Below are 16,621 nucleotides of genomic sequence, written 5' to 3' on the forward strand. Positions count from 1 at the left end.
GCCGCGGCGATGCCCTCGCGCTGGCGTTCGAGGATGAGGGCGCGTTCGAACTCGGCGAAGGCGCCCATCACGCTCAGCAGCAGGTTCGCCATCGGTGAGTCCTCCCCGGTGAAGGTCAACGACTCCTTCACGAACTCCACTCGCACGCCCTTACCGGTCAGGGTGCGCACCAGCCGCCGCAGATCATCGAGGTTGCGGGCGAGGCGGTCCATGGAGTGCACGATCACGGTGTCACCGTCACGCACGAACCCGATCAGCTCCTCCAGCTGCGGGCGTGCGGTGTCCTTCCCGGAGGCCTTGTCGACGAAGGTGCGCTCGACGTCGATCCCGTCGAGTTGCCGGACGGTGTTCTGATCGACCGTACTCACCCTGATATAGCCAACACGCATAACTGATCTCTCCCCGACTTGAAATGTCAAGTTGAAGTCTAAGAATCCAGCGTACGTCTGTCAAGAAATGCAGAAGGTGACTCTATTCTGACGCTTTTCAGTCCGGTCACGGCTGTGTCGTTGGGGTGTACCCCAGATCCACGCGAGTGCGACTCACCTGAACGCCGATCGGCAACCGCGAAGAGGTGATCGCATGACCGTAGAGAGGTATATGCCCCATGTCGGCCCGGTACCTATCCGATGAGGATGGTTGTCGTGCAGCGAGCGCACCACCGGTGACAACACCGTCACCCGAAACCGCCCTCGACAACGGCGTCGGTAGGTCGACAAGGGAGTCGGCCGCGCAGGCGGCCCCCGCAACGTCGCCAACCAGGAAACCCATTCTGATGTCCACTAACCCGTTCAGCATGTTCGGCTTGGTCGCCGCGCTCGACGGCCGCAACGTCCGAGCCCACCTCACCGGCGCCGTCGCCGACTGCACGGTCTGCGCCACCGTGTCCGGCCCGGTCACCGCCTGCCCAGCCGACCGCGTCGCCGAGATCACCCGCACCGCGCAACGTCCCTTGGCAGCCACCGACATCGTCGACCACCTCGGCGCGGTCGGGTACATCGCGGCCTCGTAGAAGCGAGGGTGTATGCCCCACCGGTTTCACGTTTCACCCGGGCAACCCCTTAAGAGCCAGATTCTACGTTTGAGCTCGACTTCGGCGAAGTGGCCTCGTAAAGCCACCTCTTCCCAGCTGGCGTCGGGTCTGACGTCCCAGATCGGCGCTTCGAAGGCGGGCTACTCTTCCTGACCGCGAGCGGCGAGCCCGCCAACGACCAGCCCATACATCAGCAGCATGGCGGCGGCGGGGTGCAGCTGGTGCGGGTGACCGCCGGAATACAGCCCATTGCCGAGTCGGCTGCACCCGTTGAGAACCGAACGATTCTCGACACCCACCGTTCGGTGGGGGTCGACGCTTGCGGTGCGGTGGTGGGGTGAATCGCCGTGGCCTGGGTCTCGGGGCTTGTCAGTAGCGGCGTGTGGATGGTCGTGTTACCCGAGGCTGGTGTGGGCTGCGGCGATGTGCCGGGTTCGTTCGGTGATCGCGTGTGCGGTCCGGCCGCTACCGTCGGCTACGACGGTGGCGCCGCTGGTGGCCAGCAATCCCGGTGTGTCGGCCCGTGCGCCGCTGCTCATCGACGCCACGGGCGTGTCCGCAGGGCACGACGAGTTGTGGCACCGCATCTGGAGGTGCAAGGCGATCTCGCCACCGCACCCGGCCATCTGATCGGCGAGCGTGTGGGTCCAGGTCTGCTCGTAGACGACCACGACCGCCGAGGTGGTCACCGGCATCGCCCCGGCCACCGCTGCCAGGTCCTGCTCGGTGAGCAGGCCGAGACCCTGCACCCGCACCCCGGCCAAGCCGATCTCCTCGAGCGGGTCTCCGATCTCGACCCGCCGCAGGTAGCCGTTGGCATCCTTGGCGAGGTAGACCAGATCCAACACGGTGACGTATCCACTCTCGACGACACCGGACAGCCCCGCCCGGACGTACTCGTTCACGCGCGCTCCGGGGAAGGTGAAAACCACCACTTCCACCGGACCCAGGTTCGATGCCGCGGTCATGGAACCATCGTGGGGGCGCACTGTGGGCACCACCTCACCTGTTGCGGATGAAGGAGCAGCCTCCTTCGGCCCCGATCGCCGTCGTTACCGTGCGTTCCGCTGCCCCCGCGCTCCGCTCGTGCACGGGGTGGTTATCGGTTTGCCGACCGACCGGTATCGGTTCGGAACGACCCTGGTCGCCTGTCCGCTGAGCCGATAGCGTCGTCTCCGGCATCGCGTCCGAAAGAACCTGCGACACATCTGCTTGTCGGAGGAGGTGCGAGATGGACCGGACTGTGAACCGCACCGGGCGGGGACGGCATCGGGTGCAGCGGGCGCGATCAATTAAATTTAAGCGAACCCTGGCGCCGCAGACGGCGGTCACTCTGGGATTGGTTTCTCTCGTTCCTGTCCTGGCCGCGGCTGGGCCGTTGACGGCCAGCGCGCTGATGCTCTACTACGGGGCGATGGCCGAGGACCCGCCTGCGGCGCAGACGGTTGCGGCGGTCACCGCCGCCGGCGGGTTGATGGCCCTGACCGTGGTGACGGTGACGGGAATACTCCTCGTCACTGGATGGCGTTCAACCCGTTGGCAGCCGACCCGGACCAACCAGCAATCCTCGCGCATAGAAACCGAAAGCCAGGCTCCGCCAAAGGCCGCTCACCCCACGCAGCTCGACTAGTAGTGCCCGAGAATCGAATCGGTTCTCAACGGATGCAGCCGACTTCGGCAATTCGAGGGAATCCGCAGGTGACCCGGAAACGCCACCTGTCGAAAAACGTGTTGCCGCAACCTGCTGTCCAACAAGGCTTGTCGGCCCTTTCTCCTACACTCCCGGGACATGGTCGACACGGCGCGCACTGACGATATCTCGGATCCGCTCGTCCTCGACCCGGAATCCGCCGGCGAAACTACCCACCGCAGCCGCCGAACACCGCGCCGCCGTCGTCGCACGGAGGACGGTGGGTCAGGGGGGGACGATGACGTGGAAGGGCTGATCCGAAGCGTTGCCGTTGTTGCCGGTCAGCACGGTGAAGGTGCGGTCCGTGCCGGAGGTGTTGTCGATGCTGACGTAGATCTCGCTGCGCCAGTTCGCCGACCGGTTCAAGGTGGCCACCCGGCACCGCGCGGGCCAGGGAGACGTTGTCGTCCACAGTGATCCGGTAGCGGCCGGTATCGGTTCGCTGCACGGCGGTCACCGCTTTGGAGCGTTGGACCGAACCGTCCTTGTTCACGACTGCCGCCGGCGGCGGGATCCTTACCGCCGCAGCGCTCGGTCTGCGCCTGACTTGCGGCCGGTGACACGGTCCTTACCGGCACCCCTACCGGAGATATAGGTCGGAACCTCACTGTGAAGCGCTGACGGGCCGACAAGAAGCGTATCGGCCGCGTTTGCAGGTGGTGTGGTAGATGGAACCGGTCCCGAGGCGTCGATGGACTCGTGATCATCGAAATCTTGCGCGTGATCTACTCTGTTGGATCGATAGGACACGGCTTCGAAAGGGATTGCATGGCAAGGGACTTGACACAACTGGAGCTGCTCACAGAGCTGGAGCCAATAGTTGCGGAGAACCTGGATCGTCACTTGGCGACAGTTAAGGACTGGAACCCGCACGACTACGTGCCCTGGGACGAGGGCCGTAACTTCGCCGCCCTAGGAGGAATCGACTGGGAACCCGAGCAGTCGCGGTTATCGGAAGTGGCCAAGATCGCCATGATCACCAACCTGCTCACCGAGGACAACCTGCCCTCCTATCACCGCACCATCGCCGAGCACTTCGGTCTCGATGGCGCGTGGGGCACCTGGATCGGTCGCTGGACCGCCGAAGAAAACCGCCACGCCATCGCCATGCGCGACTATCTCGTCGTCACCCGCGGGGTCGACCCGGTGGCATTGGAACACGACCGGATGGTGCACATGACCCGCGGTGTCCATGCCTGCGACTACTTCAGCGGAGTGCTTGACCAGGTCGCCTACGTCACCGTCCAGGAACTGGCCACTCGCATCAGCCACCGTTCCACCGGCAGGGTGTGCGGCGACCCCATCGCCGATCACATGCTTACCCGTATCGCGGCGGATGAGAACCTGCACATGATCTTCTACCGTGCGGTCACCGCTGCCGCGTTCGACCTGGCACCGGACCAAACCATCGAAGCGGTCACCAAGATCGTCAGGAACTTCGCGATGCCCGGTAACGGTATGCCGAACTGGCGACGCAACGGCGTGCTGATGGTCAAGCACGGCATCTACGACCTTCGCCAACACCTCGACGAGGTCCTCACCCCCGTGCTACGGATCTGGAACGTCTTCGGCCGCACCGATTTCACCGGTCGCGGCGAACAAAACCGTGACCAACTCGCCGAATATTTGGACAAACTCGGCCGCGACGTGATCCGCTTCGAAGAACAACGCGCCCGTATCCTGGCCCGCGAAGCCGCTAGAACCGGCACCTCATCTCTCCCTGCCTGACCACTCGCGATCCGCATGTCGCCCGGCCCGACACAGGTCATAGGCCCGGTCGCTGGTCGCGGCCGCACCGTTGCGGAAGTTGTCGCGCACCCTTTCCCCGCGATGCCTGCCCATGGCATTGCATGCCCCTTAGGGTCGGACGGCTGCTAGGATTTGCCGGACGACACGTCAGCCACTTAGCACCGTATGACAGCGTCGGGAGTTCCGGGCCGTCACGGTGACGTTCACCGATCCGAAATGGCCCATTAGTTCGGCGGTTCAGATGGGCGGTCGATCTGGGGTGGGAGTGGGCTTCCTTCGACCGAGTCGGATGCGAAGGGAGGTGTCGACCCGGACATGCTGAGGTATCCGTTCACACTCTGCGTGATGGTGAGATCGTACCCGTCGGAGGTTCGTGCGTAACCAGTGCGTGGGCGCGTATTCCGATCGGTTCGCGTCGTCCAGCCGTGATCACACCAGGCACGCATCACGAGGTCGAAGTACCGGTCGGAGGTCGTGGGGGTTGCTCCGATCACCCAGTACGAGATATCGAAGAATTCCTGGACGTCGTCGGGATTGTTGTCGTCGAGGGGGAGGGTGACACCGCGGTGAAACCCCGCTGCTGGAAGGTCCGGATGTCTTAGCGCCAGCACCGATTCGGTGGGCAGCATCCGGAGTGTTTCGGTGAAGTGCCGCAGCAGTTGTGCGCGGGCCCCGGCCTGGGTTGTCGCCGGTAGCATATCGTCCTCGTTTCGTCGATTCGAAGGGTGGCAGGACTGGCCGCTGTCTGTTCAGCCAAGCATGTCTCCATGGCCGGTCATGATCAGTCCCAGATTCCGGTACGACTGGTTGGCGGAACCGAAGTAGTTCGTGGCCAGGTGATCCTCTGGATTCCAGCCCAGCCGCGTCTGGCTGGGTGTGGAGTCGGTGCCGAATACCGTAGCGTTGAATGTGGGGTCGGTCGGTGCGGGACCGTGGGTGGCGGGCATCAGCTGGATGGAGTCGTGTCGGGCCATGGTCGCGTAGACGTGGTTACCGGTGTTTGCGGGGTCGACACCGGTCAGTCGGAGATCCTCGACGTTCGTTGCGCCGGTGCCCCAGTTGCCGACGAATACCAGATCGTCGGTGTCGAGTGCGTTCCCGTGTCCGGCCGTGTGGCCGCCGAGGACACCGCCGTAGGAATGTGCGATGGTGGTGTTGTGCGAGGGCGGGCCCTGATGGGTGGCCCGCAGTCCCTCGTGATATCGGCGCAGGGCCGCCGCGCCTTCTTCGGCGGGTATGGAAGACAGCGTCGCGACCAGGGAGTTCGGATTGTTGTAGGCGCCCCACAGGACCACTGATGTTTCTGCGGTCGGATCGACCGCCAAGGCGGCCTGTCGCAATTGTTTCAGTGATTGCTGGGCGTAGCCGACGCCGCTGCGCCGCCGCAGCGCGCCGACTGGTATAATTCCGACGTTCTGGGCGGTATCGGGGTTGCCGAGTGCGTATGCGTACTGGAGTTCTTCGTCGATATACGACAAATAGTGGGGAGGTAGACCATCCTCGGCTGAATCGAGGAATCGCTGTATGTCATCGATTCGGTCCAGATGATCCTGGTTTCGCTCCCGCTCAGCCTTGTCTCGCAGCATCGTAAGAGTTTGTCGATTGTACTTGTCGCGGTCGAGTTGCGGTATTCCATCCCGCTTTCCAACAAACGGGTCCGCACGATAAAGAGCGTCTTTCTTCTCCGCGGAAAACCCTGACCAGAGCTCGTGCAGTTGTTTCGGATCCCTGGGGAGACCGATATCCGGCACCAGCGAACTTGCCGGGGATATCTCCCCGCTCGGTGGCCATCTGAACCACCGAGCCCCGGTTTCATCACTCTCGACTATATTGCCGCACATGATTCGAAGCTCTTTGGCTGTCCTGCGGGGGATCCCTTCACCGACGGATTCCGCAATATTCTGGGCAGCCGACTCCAGTCGATGTGCCAGATGTGCTTTGAGAATCCCTCGATGAAATGGCAGGGACAGAAAATCGAGCGCCTTCGTAGCAGGGCCTTCAATGCTCACAGCTTCAGTTCCGATACATGGTGTGTGCGCATCGAAAGACCCTTCATCACAACTGGCACGTTGAACCGATGTGTGCGCCGAGTCGAAACGACCACGAACAGTGAAGTAATAACTGCTCGGCAGTTCGTGCAACCGGGCTCTCGACAACCACTGTACGCGCCGGGAACGCCTATGCTGTCTGCCGGAACAATTGTCCAGCAACAGCTTCGGGTCATGACAAGCTCCGCGATCATCCTTGCGGAGCGATACCTTCTGCCGTAGGGCGTGCGTTCGTCTCCTCCGGCCGTCCCGCCCGTCTGCGTGTTTCATAGGTGATCACCTATGAAACACCACGAGAACCGGCGGCCGTCCAGGGCATTCGACGTTTCATGGGACGGTGCATAGGTCTTGCGTGGTGAAACATACCCATGAAACGATGTGCGGGTGAACGACGACTTCCTCCTCGTGGAAGCGCACCACTGCCCGATGTCGAGCTGCGCGGCCCCGGCCGGGTCGCCGTGCCGCACCGGCAAGGGCAAAGTCGCCGCCGCCTACCACACCGCCCGCTTCCGCCTCGTGCTCTCGCTGGCCAAATCACTCACCGTCACCACACCGGCACTACGCAAGCCCGGATCGGTGTGGATCGAACTCCCGCGCCCCGCCGCGGCCGCCACCGAGCCAGGCGGGCACGTGCGCATCGGCTACGCGCGCGCCTCCACCGTGCGCCAATCCCTCGACACCCAACTGGACTCCCTGCGCGGCGCCGGGATCGGGCGCGTCTTCTCCGAGAAGATCTCCACACGCGCCCTGGTCCGCCCCGAACTCGACCGCGCGGTCGCCCTGGCGCGCGAGATCCGCGCCTCCGGCGCGGCGGTGACCCTGGTCGTGCACGAGCACAAGCGCCTGGGCCGCGGTATCGAACTCGCCGCCCTCGCCGAACAGCTCAAGGCCGCCGACATCGGCCTGGAATTCCTCACCGGCGAACTCCAGGGCACCCACGACCCGTCCGGGATCGTGTTCACCGTGCTGGCCGCCCTGTCGGGGATGGAACGCGAATACATCCGCGACCGTACCCTCGAAGGCCACGAATCCGCCCGCCAGCGCGGCAAACCCATCGGCGGAGTCTCCGTCGTCGACGAGAACATGCTCTCGATGGCGCTGCACCTGCGCGCGAACGGCCACAGCCTGCGTGACATCGCCGCACGCCTGGTCATCACCGCCGGAAAGAAGAAAGGCCAGCACCCCTCGCCGGCCACCGTGATGCGACTGCTGCGTGACCACGACCGGAGCAGGGGCGCCGATACCGGACCCGAGCCCGATCCCGGCGCGGCCGAACTGTCCGGGCACGCTGTCTCGCCTGCTGGAGGGCTTGATGGCCGCTAACGGAACATTCCGCGCAGATGCTCCCCGGCCCCTGTTCAAAGCGGCGACCGCCTCTGCCGCTTTCGTTCACTCCGCCGGACGATCGAGGTCCTCGAAGAGGACGAACTTGCGTTTCATCGGGATCTGCATGAATCTCTCGTACTCGTTCGGGTGGGCCTTCTTGCACGCTGCGCCGTCGAACACCACCTTCTGGAACTGCCCGGCCCACTGCGGGTACTCCTCTTCGAACCCCTCATCATCGAACCAGCGGTTGGCGTCCGCCTTATCGTAGGTGGCGATCCCTTCGATCCCGCGGTTCTTGTCGATCGCTAGCATGATCTCGCGGCGCAACGGTTCGGCTTCGGCGGTCAAAGTCCTCAGTTGGGCTTCGATCTCGACCAACCGGCGGTGTTTGACCACGATGTCCTCGGTCGGGGAGATCATGATTTCGGTGTTGTCGAACCCTTCGATCTCGGCCAGCGCCGCCTTCTGGACGAGCTCGTTCGGTAGGGTGTTGGTGAGATAGTCGCGCAGTTCGGCCATCGCCTGGTGCGCTTCGGCCTCGGTCAGCCGGTAGATCTCGGACCGCGGACGATACTGCCGCGCTGCCCAGCGAGTCTTGAAGAAGCGTTCCCCGTCGAACGGCGCATCGGTCTCGACAGCGTCGAACACCTGCAATTCGATGGTGTTGCCCGTCTGCAGCGTGGATTGCCGCGACTTGACGGTATTGGTCTTGCCGACCTTGAACAGCTCCGACGTCCCGTACCGGAACATGTAGACGTAGGCCATGGATGGTTACCCCCTGCGATGTGAAATACGTTCTCTCCCAACGGAGAACGCTGAACGATTCGCATAATCGCACGACCGACCGACACATTCGCAGGACCGGAGCCCGCACACCGGGGTCTATCGCCGCCCGCTCGAACCCGACGATGCCGCCTGAACTGCGCCTTCGCCATATCCGTTGTTTTTCGCGCGGTTACTACCGGGACCCCGACTCGAAATCGCTTCTCACCGGCGGGGATTCGTTCGTTTGGAAGGAAGTCCATCGCGGGCGGCTGAATGAGGCCACGCGCCTGCCTCCGTTACCCGGAGATTAGGTTTCCTTATCGCTCGCCGGATATTTATCGAGGGACCGCGCGACCTACCGTGATCGAGCGTCGCTGCCACGCTCGACACGCGTCGTCAGCAGCGCCACGATCCGGGCCTGGGCCGAGGCAACGGCAGCCAGCTTGCCACGCATCTCGGCGAATTCGTTGTGTACTTCTTCGAACTGCCGGTGTAGCCGCTCGTGCACGTCGGCCAGCGCGGACATAGCGGCCTGCCGGAACTCGCGGATCTGTGAGCCCGTTTCGGTCGCGTGCCGATCCGCGTCACCGGCCGACACTGCGCGCCGCAGCAACGTCCCGTTCGACGTTGCGCACCCGCTCGGCCAGTTCACCGACCAGCGCCTCCAACGCAGCCATGCGCGCTTCCAGACCCTCCGACGCCATATCCAGCAGCCTACGCACACCCACAGCTACCCAGGTGGACCCGGCATTGCCTGCCTCCAGCAAACCGAACGCGGATCTACGCTCGGCTGCGGGCAGCCGGCGGATATGCCTGTATTTCGCGAGCAACGGCCTGGAAACCGAAACCGAAAACGAGACTTCAGGCCGTTGCTACCGGTCACCCTGCGAAGGAAGGCTGTCGTATCAACCCTGGCGACGTCTACGATTCTACCGCGACGCCACCGAACGCGGTGGTCAGCGAACAGTGGGGGTCGGCGACACAGGGCGCGCGCCCGTGACCGCAAACGCAAACGTGGATGTGGACCTGGTAAGCATGTCCGATCGTGTCCGAACGGCAGGTCTCGGACTTGAACGCGGCAGACGCACGGTGACCGACCTCGAGTTGTCGTGTGAATCACCGTCTGGATCCGACACTCCGGTACGGACAAAAGCCCACAACTGCGCGGGAATCTACAGTCCCAGGCTATGGAAGGTATCCATCACGAGGACGGCCGCCCGGGTCCCGCTGTGTTCGCCCGCGTCACCACCGCGGCGCGGCAGGATCCAGACGCCGCAGCCCCGGACAACGGATTCGCTGCCCGGGCGCTGGCCGCGCAACCGGAGGTTCCGGGGTGGATCGCGTGGTTGTTCGAGCATGCCAGCGAGCAGCTGGCCCGTATCGAGTACCAGATGCACTACCCGCTCGACCACACCGGCGACCCCGCCGGACGCGGCGGCGGGGAATGGCTGATCACCCAGCGCGCCTACCACGCCGAATGCTCGGCCCGCTCGGTCGAACGCGCCCGCCGTTTCCACCGCGACCGGCCCGGTGTCGTGCAAGCCCACACCCCCGCGTTGCCCGACGACACCCAGTTCTACGCAGCCCTGGCCGCCGGCCAGGAATGGAGCGGCCACTGGTACTCCCGCGACCCGGTCCAAGCCTGGGGAATGAGCGGGCCGGTAAAAACCAGGCCACCCGGGACATGAACCGGTCTGATCTCAGTGTCGTGTTCGAAACCGGAAACGTCGCAGCTCAGACCGTCACGGTCTCGGCGCGCAGGAAGGAGTGGACGGTTCACGGTTCACGCCGAACTGCTTTGCCAGCACAGTTTTCGACTCCCCGCCGGCCAACCGCTCCGGCCCGAAACCCTCGGCCAGCAGTCCGCCAAGACCGGCGTCCCCACCATCACCGGCCGCGTCTCGGCCCTGCGGCAACTCGTCCTGCAAGCACCGGCACCGGTCGTCGCCGACGCCCTCGGAATCCACTACACCACCGCCCACCGCCACCGCGAGCATGCCGGCGGCACCTGGAACCGCTACGTACCAGGCGACCACAGCCGCTGACCGCTACCAGCCCGGCGGGCAGGAATACCGACTACCCGAATACCGACCCCTGCCAGTCCTGAACCCCCTTTGACATCGATTTGCCAGGTCGCCCCTGTTCAGCGACATATCCTGTTCTTTCCGGAAGCTGAAAGGACGTGATCATGACCTCTTCGAATCCGAACCGTCTGCGGTTGGTGACCCCTGAGCAGGAAGCCGCCGCGAAGGCCATCGTGAGCAAGCTGCTGACCGGTGAGGACACCGGTGCGCCAGCCGATCTCGATATCGACCTCGCTAGCTCCCGCACGCAATCCCGTATCCGAGCCGTCAAGATTCCGAGTTCGGGCGTGGAACTGGATGCCCTGGCCGCCGAACCGCTCACGGCGGGCCCGCACCCGCTGGTCGTTCTGCCCGCCGGTCTCGATGAACTGGGCTGGAAGATGTACGGTGGCGCCATTGTGCGGCTGCTGCTGCGCGGTTACGCCGTAGTCGCCTACACCGAACGCGGGCTGCCGGGCTCCGAGGGTGAACTCACGGTGGCCGGGCCCGAGGATATTGCTGATGCCAGCGCGGTCATCGACTGGGCGCTGGCGAATATGAAGGCCGACTACGATGCCGTCGGCATGATGGGCCTGTCCTACGGTTCCGGTATCAGCCTGCTCACCGCGAATACCGATTATCGCGTAAAAGCCGTTGTAGCACTGAGCGCCTGGGCTGATCTGGCCGAAGCGCTCTACGACAACGACACGCCGCACGCGCTGGCTGCTGAGAAACTGGCGGAAGTCAGCGAGCAGCCCAGCAAGGAACTGCTGGCAGTGCTGGAGGATTTCCGTGCGGGAGACATGGATGCGGTGTACCGCTACGGTCGGCCACGCTCCCCGGCTCACAATCAGGACGGCCTTACCAGCCGCTCGGTACCGCTATTCCTCAGCACCTACTGGCACGAAACGATCTTCCCGCAGAACCAGCTGGTCCGGTTCGCCACCAACTACGAGGGTCCGGTCCGGTTGGATGTGGCTGTGGGTGACCATGGCGCAGTGGAGATTCCGGGCGTGCTGTTCGGTCTGCCGACCCGTACCACCGAGGGCGCCTACAAATGGCTCGACCGGTTCCTGCGCGGGATGAGCAATGGCATCGACACCGATGGCAAGCTGCATTTGGAGACCATGCACTCCTTCGCCATGTCGGCCAACGCAAACCTGATCGAGTGGGGGTCGGTGGCGCACAACTTCAAGCTTCACCCGCCCGCCGCCGGGAGCACCGACGGCCTGATCATGGACGGGGGTACACCGGACGGGTTCGAGGCGACTTTCACTATTGGTACCGAACAGGTGTATGCGGCCGAGGCATTGGTGGTCGACGGCATCCAGGAACGGCTGCGCAAGCCGCGCAGCCAGCAACTGTCCGCTGTGGATCGCAAACACGCGGCCGTCTGGTCCACCCCGCCATGGCCTGACGCCATACGCGTCTCCGGTATCCCGGTCATTAGCATGTCCGCATCCACCACCGCGGACAGCGTCACAGTCGTGGCATACCTTTTCGACCGTGACTCCAGTACCGACACCATGCTGCTCATCACCCATGCTGCCGTCACCCTCACCCCCTACCAACGCAAAGACCAGATAGTCCTCTGGCTACAGGCGACCGATTACGAGGTCGCCCAGGGGCACAACCTCACCCTGATCATCGACGCCCAGGACCGGCTCTACACCTTCCCCGGCAAACCTGTCAGCCCCGGCACCGTCACCCTGTCCGCCCGCACCACCCCCATCACCCTGGCGATCCCGTTCGGATAGCAGCCCCGCGCACCGTCCCGGAACCCGTGGTTCCGGGACGGTCGGCTATGGCCCAGAAATCCCGAAGCTGTCACGAGCTGCAAAGTAGATCCGGTGCGCGGATCACGTGCGTATGTGTGTCGGGGCGCTTCCTTCCAGAATGTGGACACCGGGTGGTTATGCGGCGAGCCGTATACCAGTGGCTCGCCGCTCGTAGGTGATCGGGCTGGTTTGCCCGAGGCTCGAATGCCTCCTTCGAGCCGGCGGCCGGGTCGTTCAGTGGCCGCTGCCGATGGTTGGCGGCCTGCTGAAGTCGGATGGTGCACCATCGTAGGTATGACCGCTGCGCCCTTGTTCGGCCCGGATCCCCTTGATATGGAACCGGAACCGCCGTCGCGGGGCGCGCCGGGAGAGGCGTGGGCCGTCCGGCAGTACCGGGGCAAAGGATTGCGGATCGGCCGCAACCGCACCGTGCATCGTGTCGCGTTCGTCGAGGATGAACGCGGCATGACCATCCCCGCGCCGGATTGCCATGCTGGCTACTATGCGGCCGGTCGGCCCTGGTGGATGGTCTACGGCCCCACTACCGATCAGGTGAACTGCCAACTGTGCCTGCACAGCCACCGTCCGGGCGCAGATCCCGCCCGAAGTCCGGCCGCTGGTGACCAGCTCGCATTGGATCTCGGCTCGAGCATCGGCCCGAAGCGGTGGCCGGCCGGATAGTCGATCGGCTGGGAGGCTGGTTCAGTGCGGTCCCTGGTGTACCTGTGTCCAATACCCGGGCGCGTAGTACCTGACCTGATCGTTGTCGGCCACCTGCAGCACACCGTTTTCGAAGAACTGGAATTCGGCCTCACCGGCGAACTCGAGACCAGCAGGAACTTCAGGGTCGGACAGGTACACAGTGAACGACGTCATGCCGATCAGGCTATCGATACACCGAGCAGTCGCCGCAATCGTCCGGTTCCCGACGATCACCGCGTCTCGGTAACGATCGATTCTCCGACACCTCGCTTGGCCATCTGATGGGTCACCGTCCGCGAAAGGTGTTCGGATCGACTGCCTGCCAGACGTAGCCAACCTGCTGTACGTAGGCGGCTTGATAACCGGACAGGGGAAAGCCGTCCTTTTTCGGGGCGGCCTTCGCGGTCACCTTGAACGGCTTGCCGTTGTTGTCTATGACCTGGGTGACCGGGCCGGTGGGGGTGTCCACGGTGATCTCGAGCTTGAACGAGCAGCCGTACTTTGCGGTGAACACCGCGATGCTCAAAGTCGTGGAGTCGCCCGGTTTGAGCTGGACGTTCTGCTTCCGGAAGAACAGTGGGCCGGTGGGGCGCCCGTGCTCGTCGAGGTACTGGGCTTGTGCATCGGGCTTGTCGAGGTCGATACCGATCTCCACATTCGGTGTAGAACCGCCTTGGGTGTACTCATCGAAGTAGGTTCCGTCGAAGGGGTCGGCGCACTCCTTGATCGCCCGCAGACCCGTGATGGTGACGGGCTGGTCGAGATTGGTGCTCACCGTCATGACCAGGTTGGCGAAATCCTGGGGAATCCCGTCGTGCTGTGACTCGAACCGCTTCTGATTCGCGCCAGGACTGCGAGTCGCCTCCTGGCTGAGCACGCGAAGCTCGTCCCTGCTGAGCGAGAGCTTCTCGGCGACGACGAAATGCAGCCCCTCCCGATCGGCATGCACGCCCTGGACTACGACGGGCAAATTGGGGTCGTAGGTTCGCCCCAACTCCGAAGAACTGGCGGCCGAATCCGCGCCGAGCCATTGCCAGTGCCACGGATTTGTGAGACCGAGGACTGCGCCTCCGATGACGACGACCCCGAGCAAGGCTCCCCACTGCAACTGGCGTCGCATGGAAAGGCCGCCTGATGGTGGCAGCGAGTCGGGTGCGCCCGAGCCTGCGGTAGGTGCGGTCTTTCGGTCGGCCTTCACCGGTTCGCCTTGAGCTTGGTCCCAGAGCCCTTTCCAGTCGGTGTACGCGGAGGTCGGGACCCTCAGCCCGGCATCCTCGTGCAGGACCAGCACCAGTGCCCATAACTGATAGATGTGTTTGGCCCTTTTGCCGTCTCGGAACCAGAACCCGATCTGCTGCGCACTGACAGTCTCTCGGTCCTCCACGCTGGATTGCGACGGCAGTTCCCCCCGGGCCGCCGCCATGGCCCCGTCGTGGCTGCGGATCTTCGCGTTGACCAAGTCGGCGAGTTCGCCCCAGGTGTAGGTGCGGCCGCCGCGTTGGCGTTCAGCGTCCTTTCGCAGTCGCGTGACCCGGGCCTTGATCTCGTCCCGTGCGCGCTGCTCTTGCCCCTGAGATCCCATCCAAACCCCCAAAACGGTGTTTCTGCGTGTATCGGAAACGAGTCGCGCCACTGTACTCCGCCCCGCTGCTCACGGCAGAAAAGTATCTGACCAGGCATTTCCGAAACGTCGGATACAGAAAATGATTTGCAATCCAGCGTGAAGTCGCGTTCACGGCCGCATGGCCGCGGATACGAAAGGCACGAAGTGAACGAGTTCCTGGTACAGACCGCTTCGACCTATCCATGGGTCGGGCCGGTCCTCTTGCTGGTATTCGCGGGGTGCGCGGCGCTCGTGGTTCTGACCATCATCGGGATCTGCATTCTGGCGGCCGCACACCCGAATGAGAAGCGCCGCCGCGACGCCCGCCGCGCCACCACCCCCCTGGTGAAGGTGCTGCGCGTCGCCGCCGACGTCGTCAAAGCGATCCGGAAGCCGTAACGCGGCGCCCGCCTTCGCCCGGCCGGGCCGAACGCTTCACCCAGAAGCGCTCGGCCCGGCCGCTATCGGGCCACATAGTCGGTGCCGTTCCAATGCTGTATCTCGCTCGTGGTCGGGCCGTCGGCGCACGAGGGCGTGCAGTCGTGGTGCTTGTACTCGATGGTGAACTGCCCATCGGCTCCTGGCCCGATCAGCCGAGCGTTATATCTGTCGATGGAAGAAATTCCGCCGTCGATGGGGACGATGGCCATCACGCCGTCGTAGCGGCCGGGGTTGTAGAGCACAAACAGGTTTCCCGACGCATCCACCGGCGTGGGCGAGAAGTACAGCGCACCCTGGTAGGCGCTCACCGGGATGGTCTCCACCTCAACGCCGTCGGATTTGGTGATCGCGATGCAGGCGTTGCCGTCGGGAAGATCCTCGTTGGACCGTTTACCGACCAGCGAGACCCTCAACTTTCCCAAGTGAGGGTGGGTGACATCGAGGTAGTCGTTTACGTCTCCCGGGCAGTCGAAGGTGGGTGATTCGGCGGGCATCCCTGTTCGGTCCAATCCGTAGGTGGCCACCACATACGCGATGAACCCGCCAGGGTGCGCAGAATCGCCGCTGTCCTTCCCGTACACGGTGGCGCAGACGTCCTCGGCGTCCTTCTGCGACACCACCACCGACGGCGCAGCCGCAACGTTCGGCGACCAGAAGTCGAACACCGAGATCTCATCCACGACGTCAGGCGGGAAGTCGCTGAGCCTCCCCGATCGCATTTTCCCAATGACACTGTCCGGATCACCGCCGCCGACCAGGTTGCCTCGCATGCTGAATCCCGGTTTCGAACGCGTGTTGACATGGATCTCGAGCTCCAAACGATCCCGTCCATTGCTCGCGCGTGTGGCTGCCGACTGCTCTGGCGGATAGACCAGTGCGGTATCGGTGATGACTCCCGTCGGGGAATCAGCCATCGCGATCAACACGGTGCGGACCGCATCGAATACGCAGGCGCGAGCGGCATCGCGCGGCTGCGGCCCAGAAGGCGCAGTCCGCGGGAATTCCTCGACCGTGCGGAGGGTAGATACCGTGAATCCGGGGACCGGCTCCTCGGTCGGTGAGCATGCGACCGTGCCTCCAACCAGAAGCGCCGAGCAGACAACGGCGACACGCCCAACTACAGACATCAGGATGTCCTCCCAATTACGGTAGCCACGACTCCCGTGGCCGGCCGCCACTGACAGATGCTTCCGCAGCGCGGTCGACGCCGCAGTGCCTACGCCTCCACAGCGCTCACCCCCGAGCATCGCTTGATTGTGCTCGAAACAGTCTCCGCATGCCCGGAATTCGAAATTCTGTCGGGTTCACGACCCGAGCTTGCGGCGTTTTGAACCGCCCCGGCTTTCCTGCCGGTGTTTTACGGGCCGGTAGTCACTCGGCCCATCGGTCTGTGTCAGCGTAGTGCGCTGCCTCGTACTCGGTC

The 16,621-nt window shown here is 64.0% G+C and carries 18 protein-coding genes; 8 read left to right on the forward strand and 10 right to left on the reverse strand.

From position 1 onward, the window contains the following. On the reverse strand, positions 1 to 389 hold a 389-nt coding region (locus ACWEH3_RS34290), incomplete at its 3' end, for a recombinase family protein (RefSeq protein WP_450025774.1). Between the two features lie 386 nt (positions 390 to 775). On the opposite strand from ACWEH3_RS34290, the gene ACWEH3_RS34295 reads away from it, so the two are divergent. Further along, positions 776 to 1,012: a hypothetical protein gene (locus tag ACWEH3_RS34295; RefSeq protein ID WP_450025776.1), complete on the forward strand. Its 237-nt coding sequence runs from the start codon at positions 776 to 778 to the stop codon at positions 1,010 to 1,012. 416 nt (positions 1,013 to 1,428) lie between these two features. Here ACWEH3_RS34295 and ACWEH3_RS34300 read toward each other — a convergent pair whose 3' ends face one another. Then, positions 1,429 to 2,001, reverse strand: a complete 573-nt coding sequence (locus ACWEH3_RS34300; protein ID WP_450025778.1) for a DUF6325 family protein — start codon at positions 1,999 to 2,001, stop codon at positions 1,429 to 1,431. A gap of 263 nt (positions 2,002 to 2,264) precedes the next feature. Here ACWEH3_RS34300 and ACWEH3_RS34305 point away from each other — a divergent pair, with 263 nt between their 5' ends. After that, positions 2,265 to 2,663, forward strand: a complete 399-nt coding sequence (locus tag ACWEH3_RS34305; protein ID WP_450025780.1) for a hypothetical protein — start codon at positions 2,265 to 2,267, stop codon at positions 2,661 to 2,663. Positions 2,664 to 2,948: 285 nt separating this feature from the next. Here ACWEH3_RS34305 and ACWEH3_RS34310 read toward each other — a convergent pair whose 3' ends face one another. Further along, positions 2,949 to 3,098: a hypothetical protein gene (locus ACWEH3_RS34310; protein WP_450025782.1), complete on the reverse strand. Its 150-nt coding sequence runs from the start codon at positions 3,096 to 3,098 to the stop codon at positions 2,949 to 2,951. A gap of 393 nt (positions 3,099 to 3,491) precedes the next feature. Between ACWEH3_RS34310 and ACWEH3_RS34315 the strand changes: the two genes are divergently transcribed. Next, positions 3,492 to 4,451 carry an acyl-ACP desaturase gene (locus tag ACWEH3_RS34315; RefSeq protein WP_450025808.1) on the forward strand — a complete coding sequence of 320 codons (960 nt, stop codon included), beginning with the start codon at positions 3,492 to 3,494 and terminating at the stop codon, positions 4,449 to 4,451. A gap of 770 nt (positions 4,452 to 5,221) precedes the next feature. Here ACWEH3_RS34315 and ACWEH3_RS34320 read toward each other — a convergent pair. After that, positions 5,222 to 6,481, reverse strand: a complete 1,260-nt coding sequence (locus tag ACWEH3_RS34320) for an alpha/beta hydrolase (protein ID WP_450025784.1) — start codon at positions 6,479 to 6,481, stop codon at positions 5,222 to 5,224. A 423-nt stretch (positions 6,482 to 6,904) separates the two neighbouring features. Between ACWEH3_RS34320 and ACWEH3_RS34325 the strand changes: the two genes are divergently transcribed. Then, positions 6,905 to 7,843: a recombinase family protein gene (locus tag ACWEH3_RS34325; RefSeq protein WP_450025786.1), complete on the forward strand. Its 939-nt coding sequence runs from the start codon at positions 6,905 to 6,907 to the stop codon at positions 7,841 to 7,843. Positions 7,844 to 7,909: 66 nt separating this feature from the next. Here ACWEH3_RS34325 and ACWEH3_RS34330 read toward each other — a convergent pair whose 3' ends face one another. Together ACWEH3_RS34330 and ACWEH3_RS34335 are read right to left on the reverse strand one after the other, a co-directional pair. Then, on the reverse strand, positions 7,910 to 8,611 hold the full coding sequence (locus ACWEH3_RS34330) for a GIY-YIG nuclease family protein (RefSeq protein ID WP_450025788.1): 702 nt from the start codon (positions 8,609 to 8,611) through the stop codon (positions 7,910 to 7,912). A 355-nt stretch (positions 8,612 to 8,966) separates the two neighbouring features. Continuing rightward, positions 8,967 to 9,137 (reverse strand): hypothetical protein, encoded by a 171-nt coding sequence (locus ACWEH3_RS34335; protein WP_450025790.1) that lies wholly within the window; start codon positions 9,135 to 9,137, stop codon positions 8,967 to 8,969. A gap of 661 nt (positions 9,138 to 9,798) precedes the next feature. On the opposite strand from ACWEH3_RS34335, the gene ACWEH3_RS34340 reads away from it, so the two are divergent. After that, a complete protein-coding gene (locus tag ACWEH3_RS34340; protein ID WP_450025792.1) occupies positions 9,799 to 10,299 on the forward strand; it encodes a hypothetical protein in 501 nt (166 codons plus the stop codon). Positions 10,300 to 10,353: 54 nt separating this feature from the next. Here ACWEH3_RS34340 and ACWEH3_RS34345 read toward each other — a convergent pair whose 3' ends face one another. Continuing rightward, positions 10,354 to 10,608, reverse strand: a complete 255-nt coding sequence (locus tag ACWEH3_RS34345; protein ID WP_450025794.1) for a hypothetical protein — start codon at positions 10,606 to 10,608, stop codon at positions 10,354 to 10,356. Positions 10,609 to 10,799: 191 nt separating this feature from the next. On the opposite strand from ACWEH3_RS34345, the gene ACWEH3_RS34350 reads away from it, so the two are divergent. Together ACWEH3_RS34350 and ACWEH3_RS34355 are read left to right on the forward strand one after the other, a co-directional pair. Beyond that, positions 10,800 to 12,431 carry a CocE/NonD family hydrolase gene (locus tag ACWEH3_RS34350; RefSeq protein WP_450025796.1) on the forward strand — a complete coding sequence of 544 codons (1,632 nt, stop codon included), beginning with the start codon at positions 10,800 to 10,802 and terminating at the stop codon, positions 12,429 to 12,431. 315 nt (positions 12,432 to 12,746) lie between these two features. Beyond that, entirely contained in the window at positions 12,747 to 13,133 is a 387-nt protein-coding gene (locus ACWEH3_RS34355) for a hypothetical protein (RefSeq protein ID WP_450025798.1), read from the forward strand. 21 nt (positions 13,134 to 13,154) lie between these two features. Here the strand turns inward: ACWEH3_RS34355 and ACWEH3_RS34360 are convergent, their stop codons facing one another. Then, positions 13,155 to 13,328 (reverse strand): hypothetical protein, encoded by a 174-nt coding sequence (locus ACWEH3_RS34360; protein ID WP_450025800.1) that lies wholly within the window; start codon positions 13,326 to 13,328, stop codon positions 13,155 to 13,157. 112 nt (positions 13,329 to 13,440) lie between these two features. Then, positions 13,441 to 14,787: a hypothetical protein gene (locus tag ACWEH3_RS34365; protein WP_450025802.1), complete on the reverse strand. Its 1,347-nt coding sequence runs from the start codon at positions 14,785 to 14,787 to the stop codon at positions 13,441 to 13,443. Positions 14,788 to 14,922: 135 nt separating this feature from the next. Between ACWEH3_RS34365 and ACWEH3_RS34370 the strand changes: the two genes are divergently transcribed. Then, positions 14,923 to 15,156, forward strand: coding sequence for a hypothetical protein (locus tag ACWEH3_RS34370; protein ID WP_450025804.1), 234 nt, complete (start codon positions 14,923 to 14,925; stop codon positions 15,154 to 15,156). 62 nt (positions 15,157 to 15,218) lie between these two features. On the opposite strand, the gene ACWEH3_RS34375 is transcribed toward ACWEH3_RS34370, so the two are convergent. Next, positions 15,219 to 16,325: a hypothetical protein gene (locus ACWEH3_RS34375; protein WP_452358478.1), complete on the reverse strand. Its 1,107-nt coding sequence runs from the start codon at positions 16,323 to 16,325 to the stop codon at positions 15,219 to 15,221. Positions 16,326 to 16,621 lie beyond the last annotated feature (296 nt).

The sequence above is a fragment of the Nocardia sp. NPDC004718 genome (genome assembly GCF_053601535.1).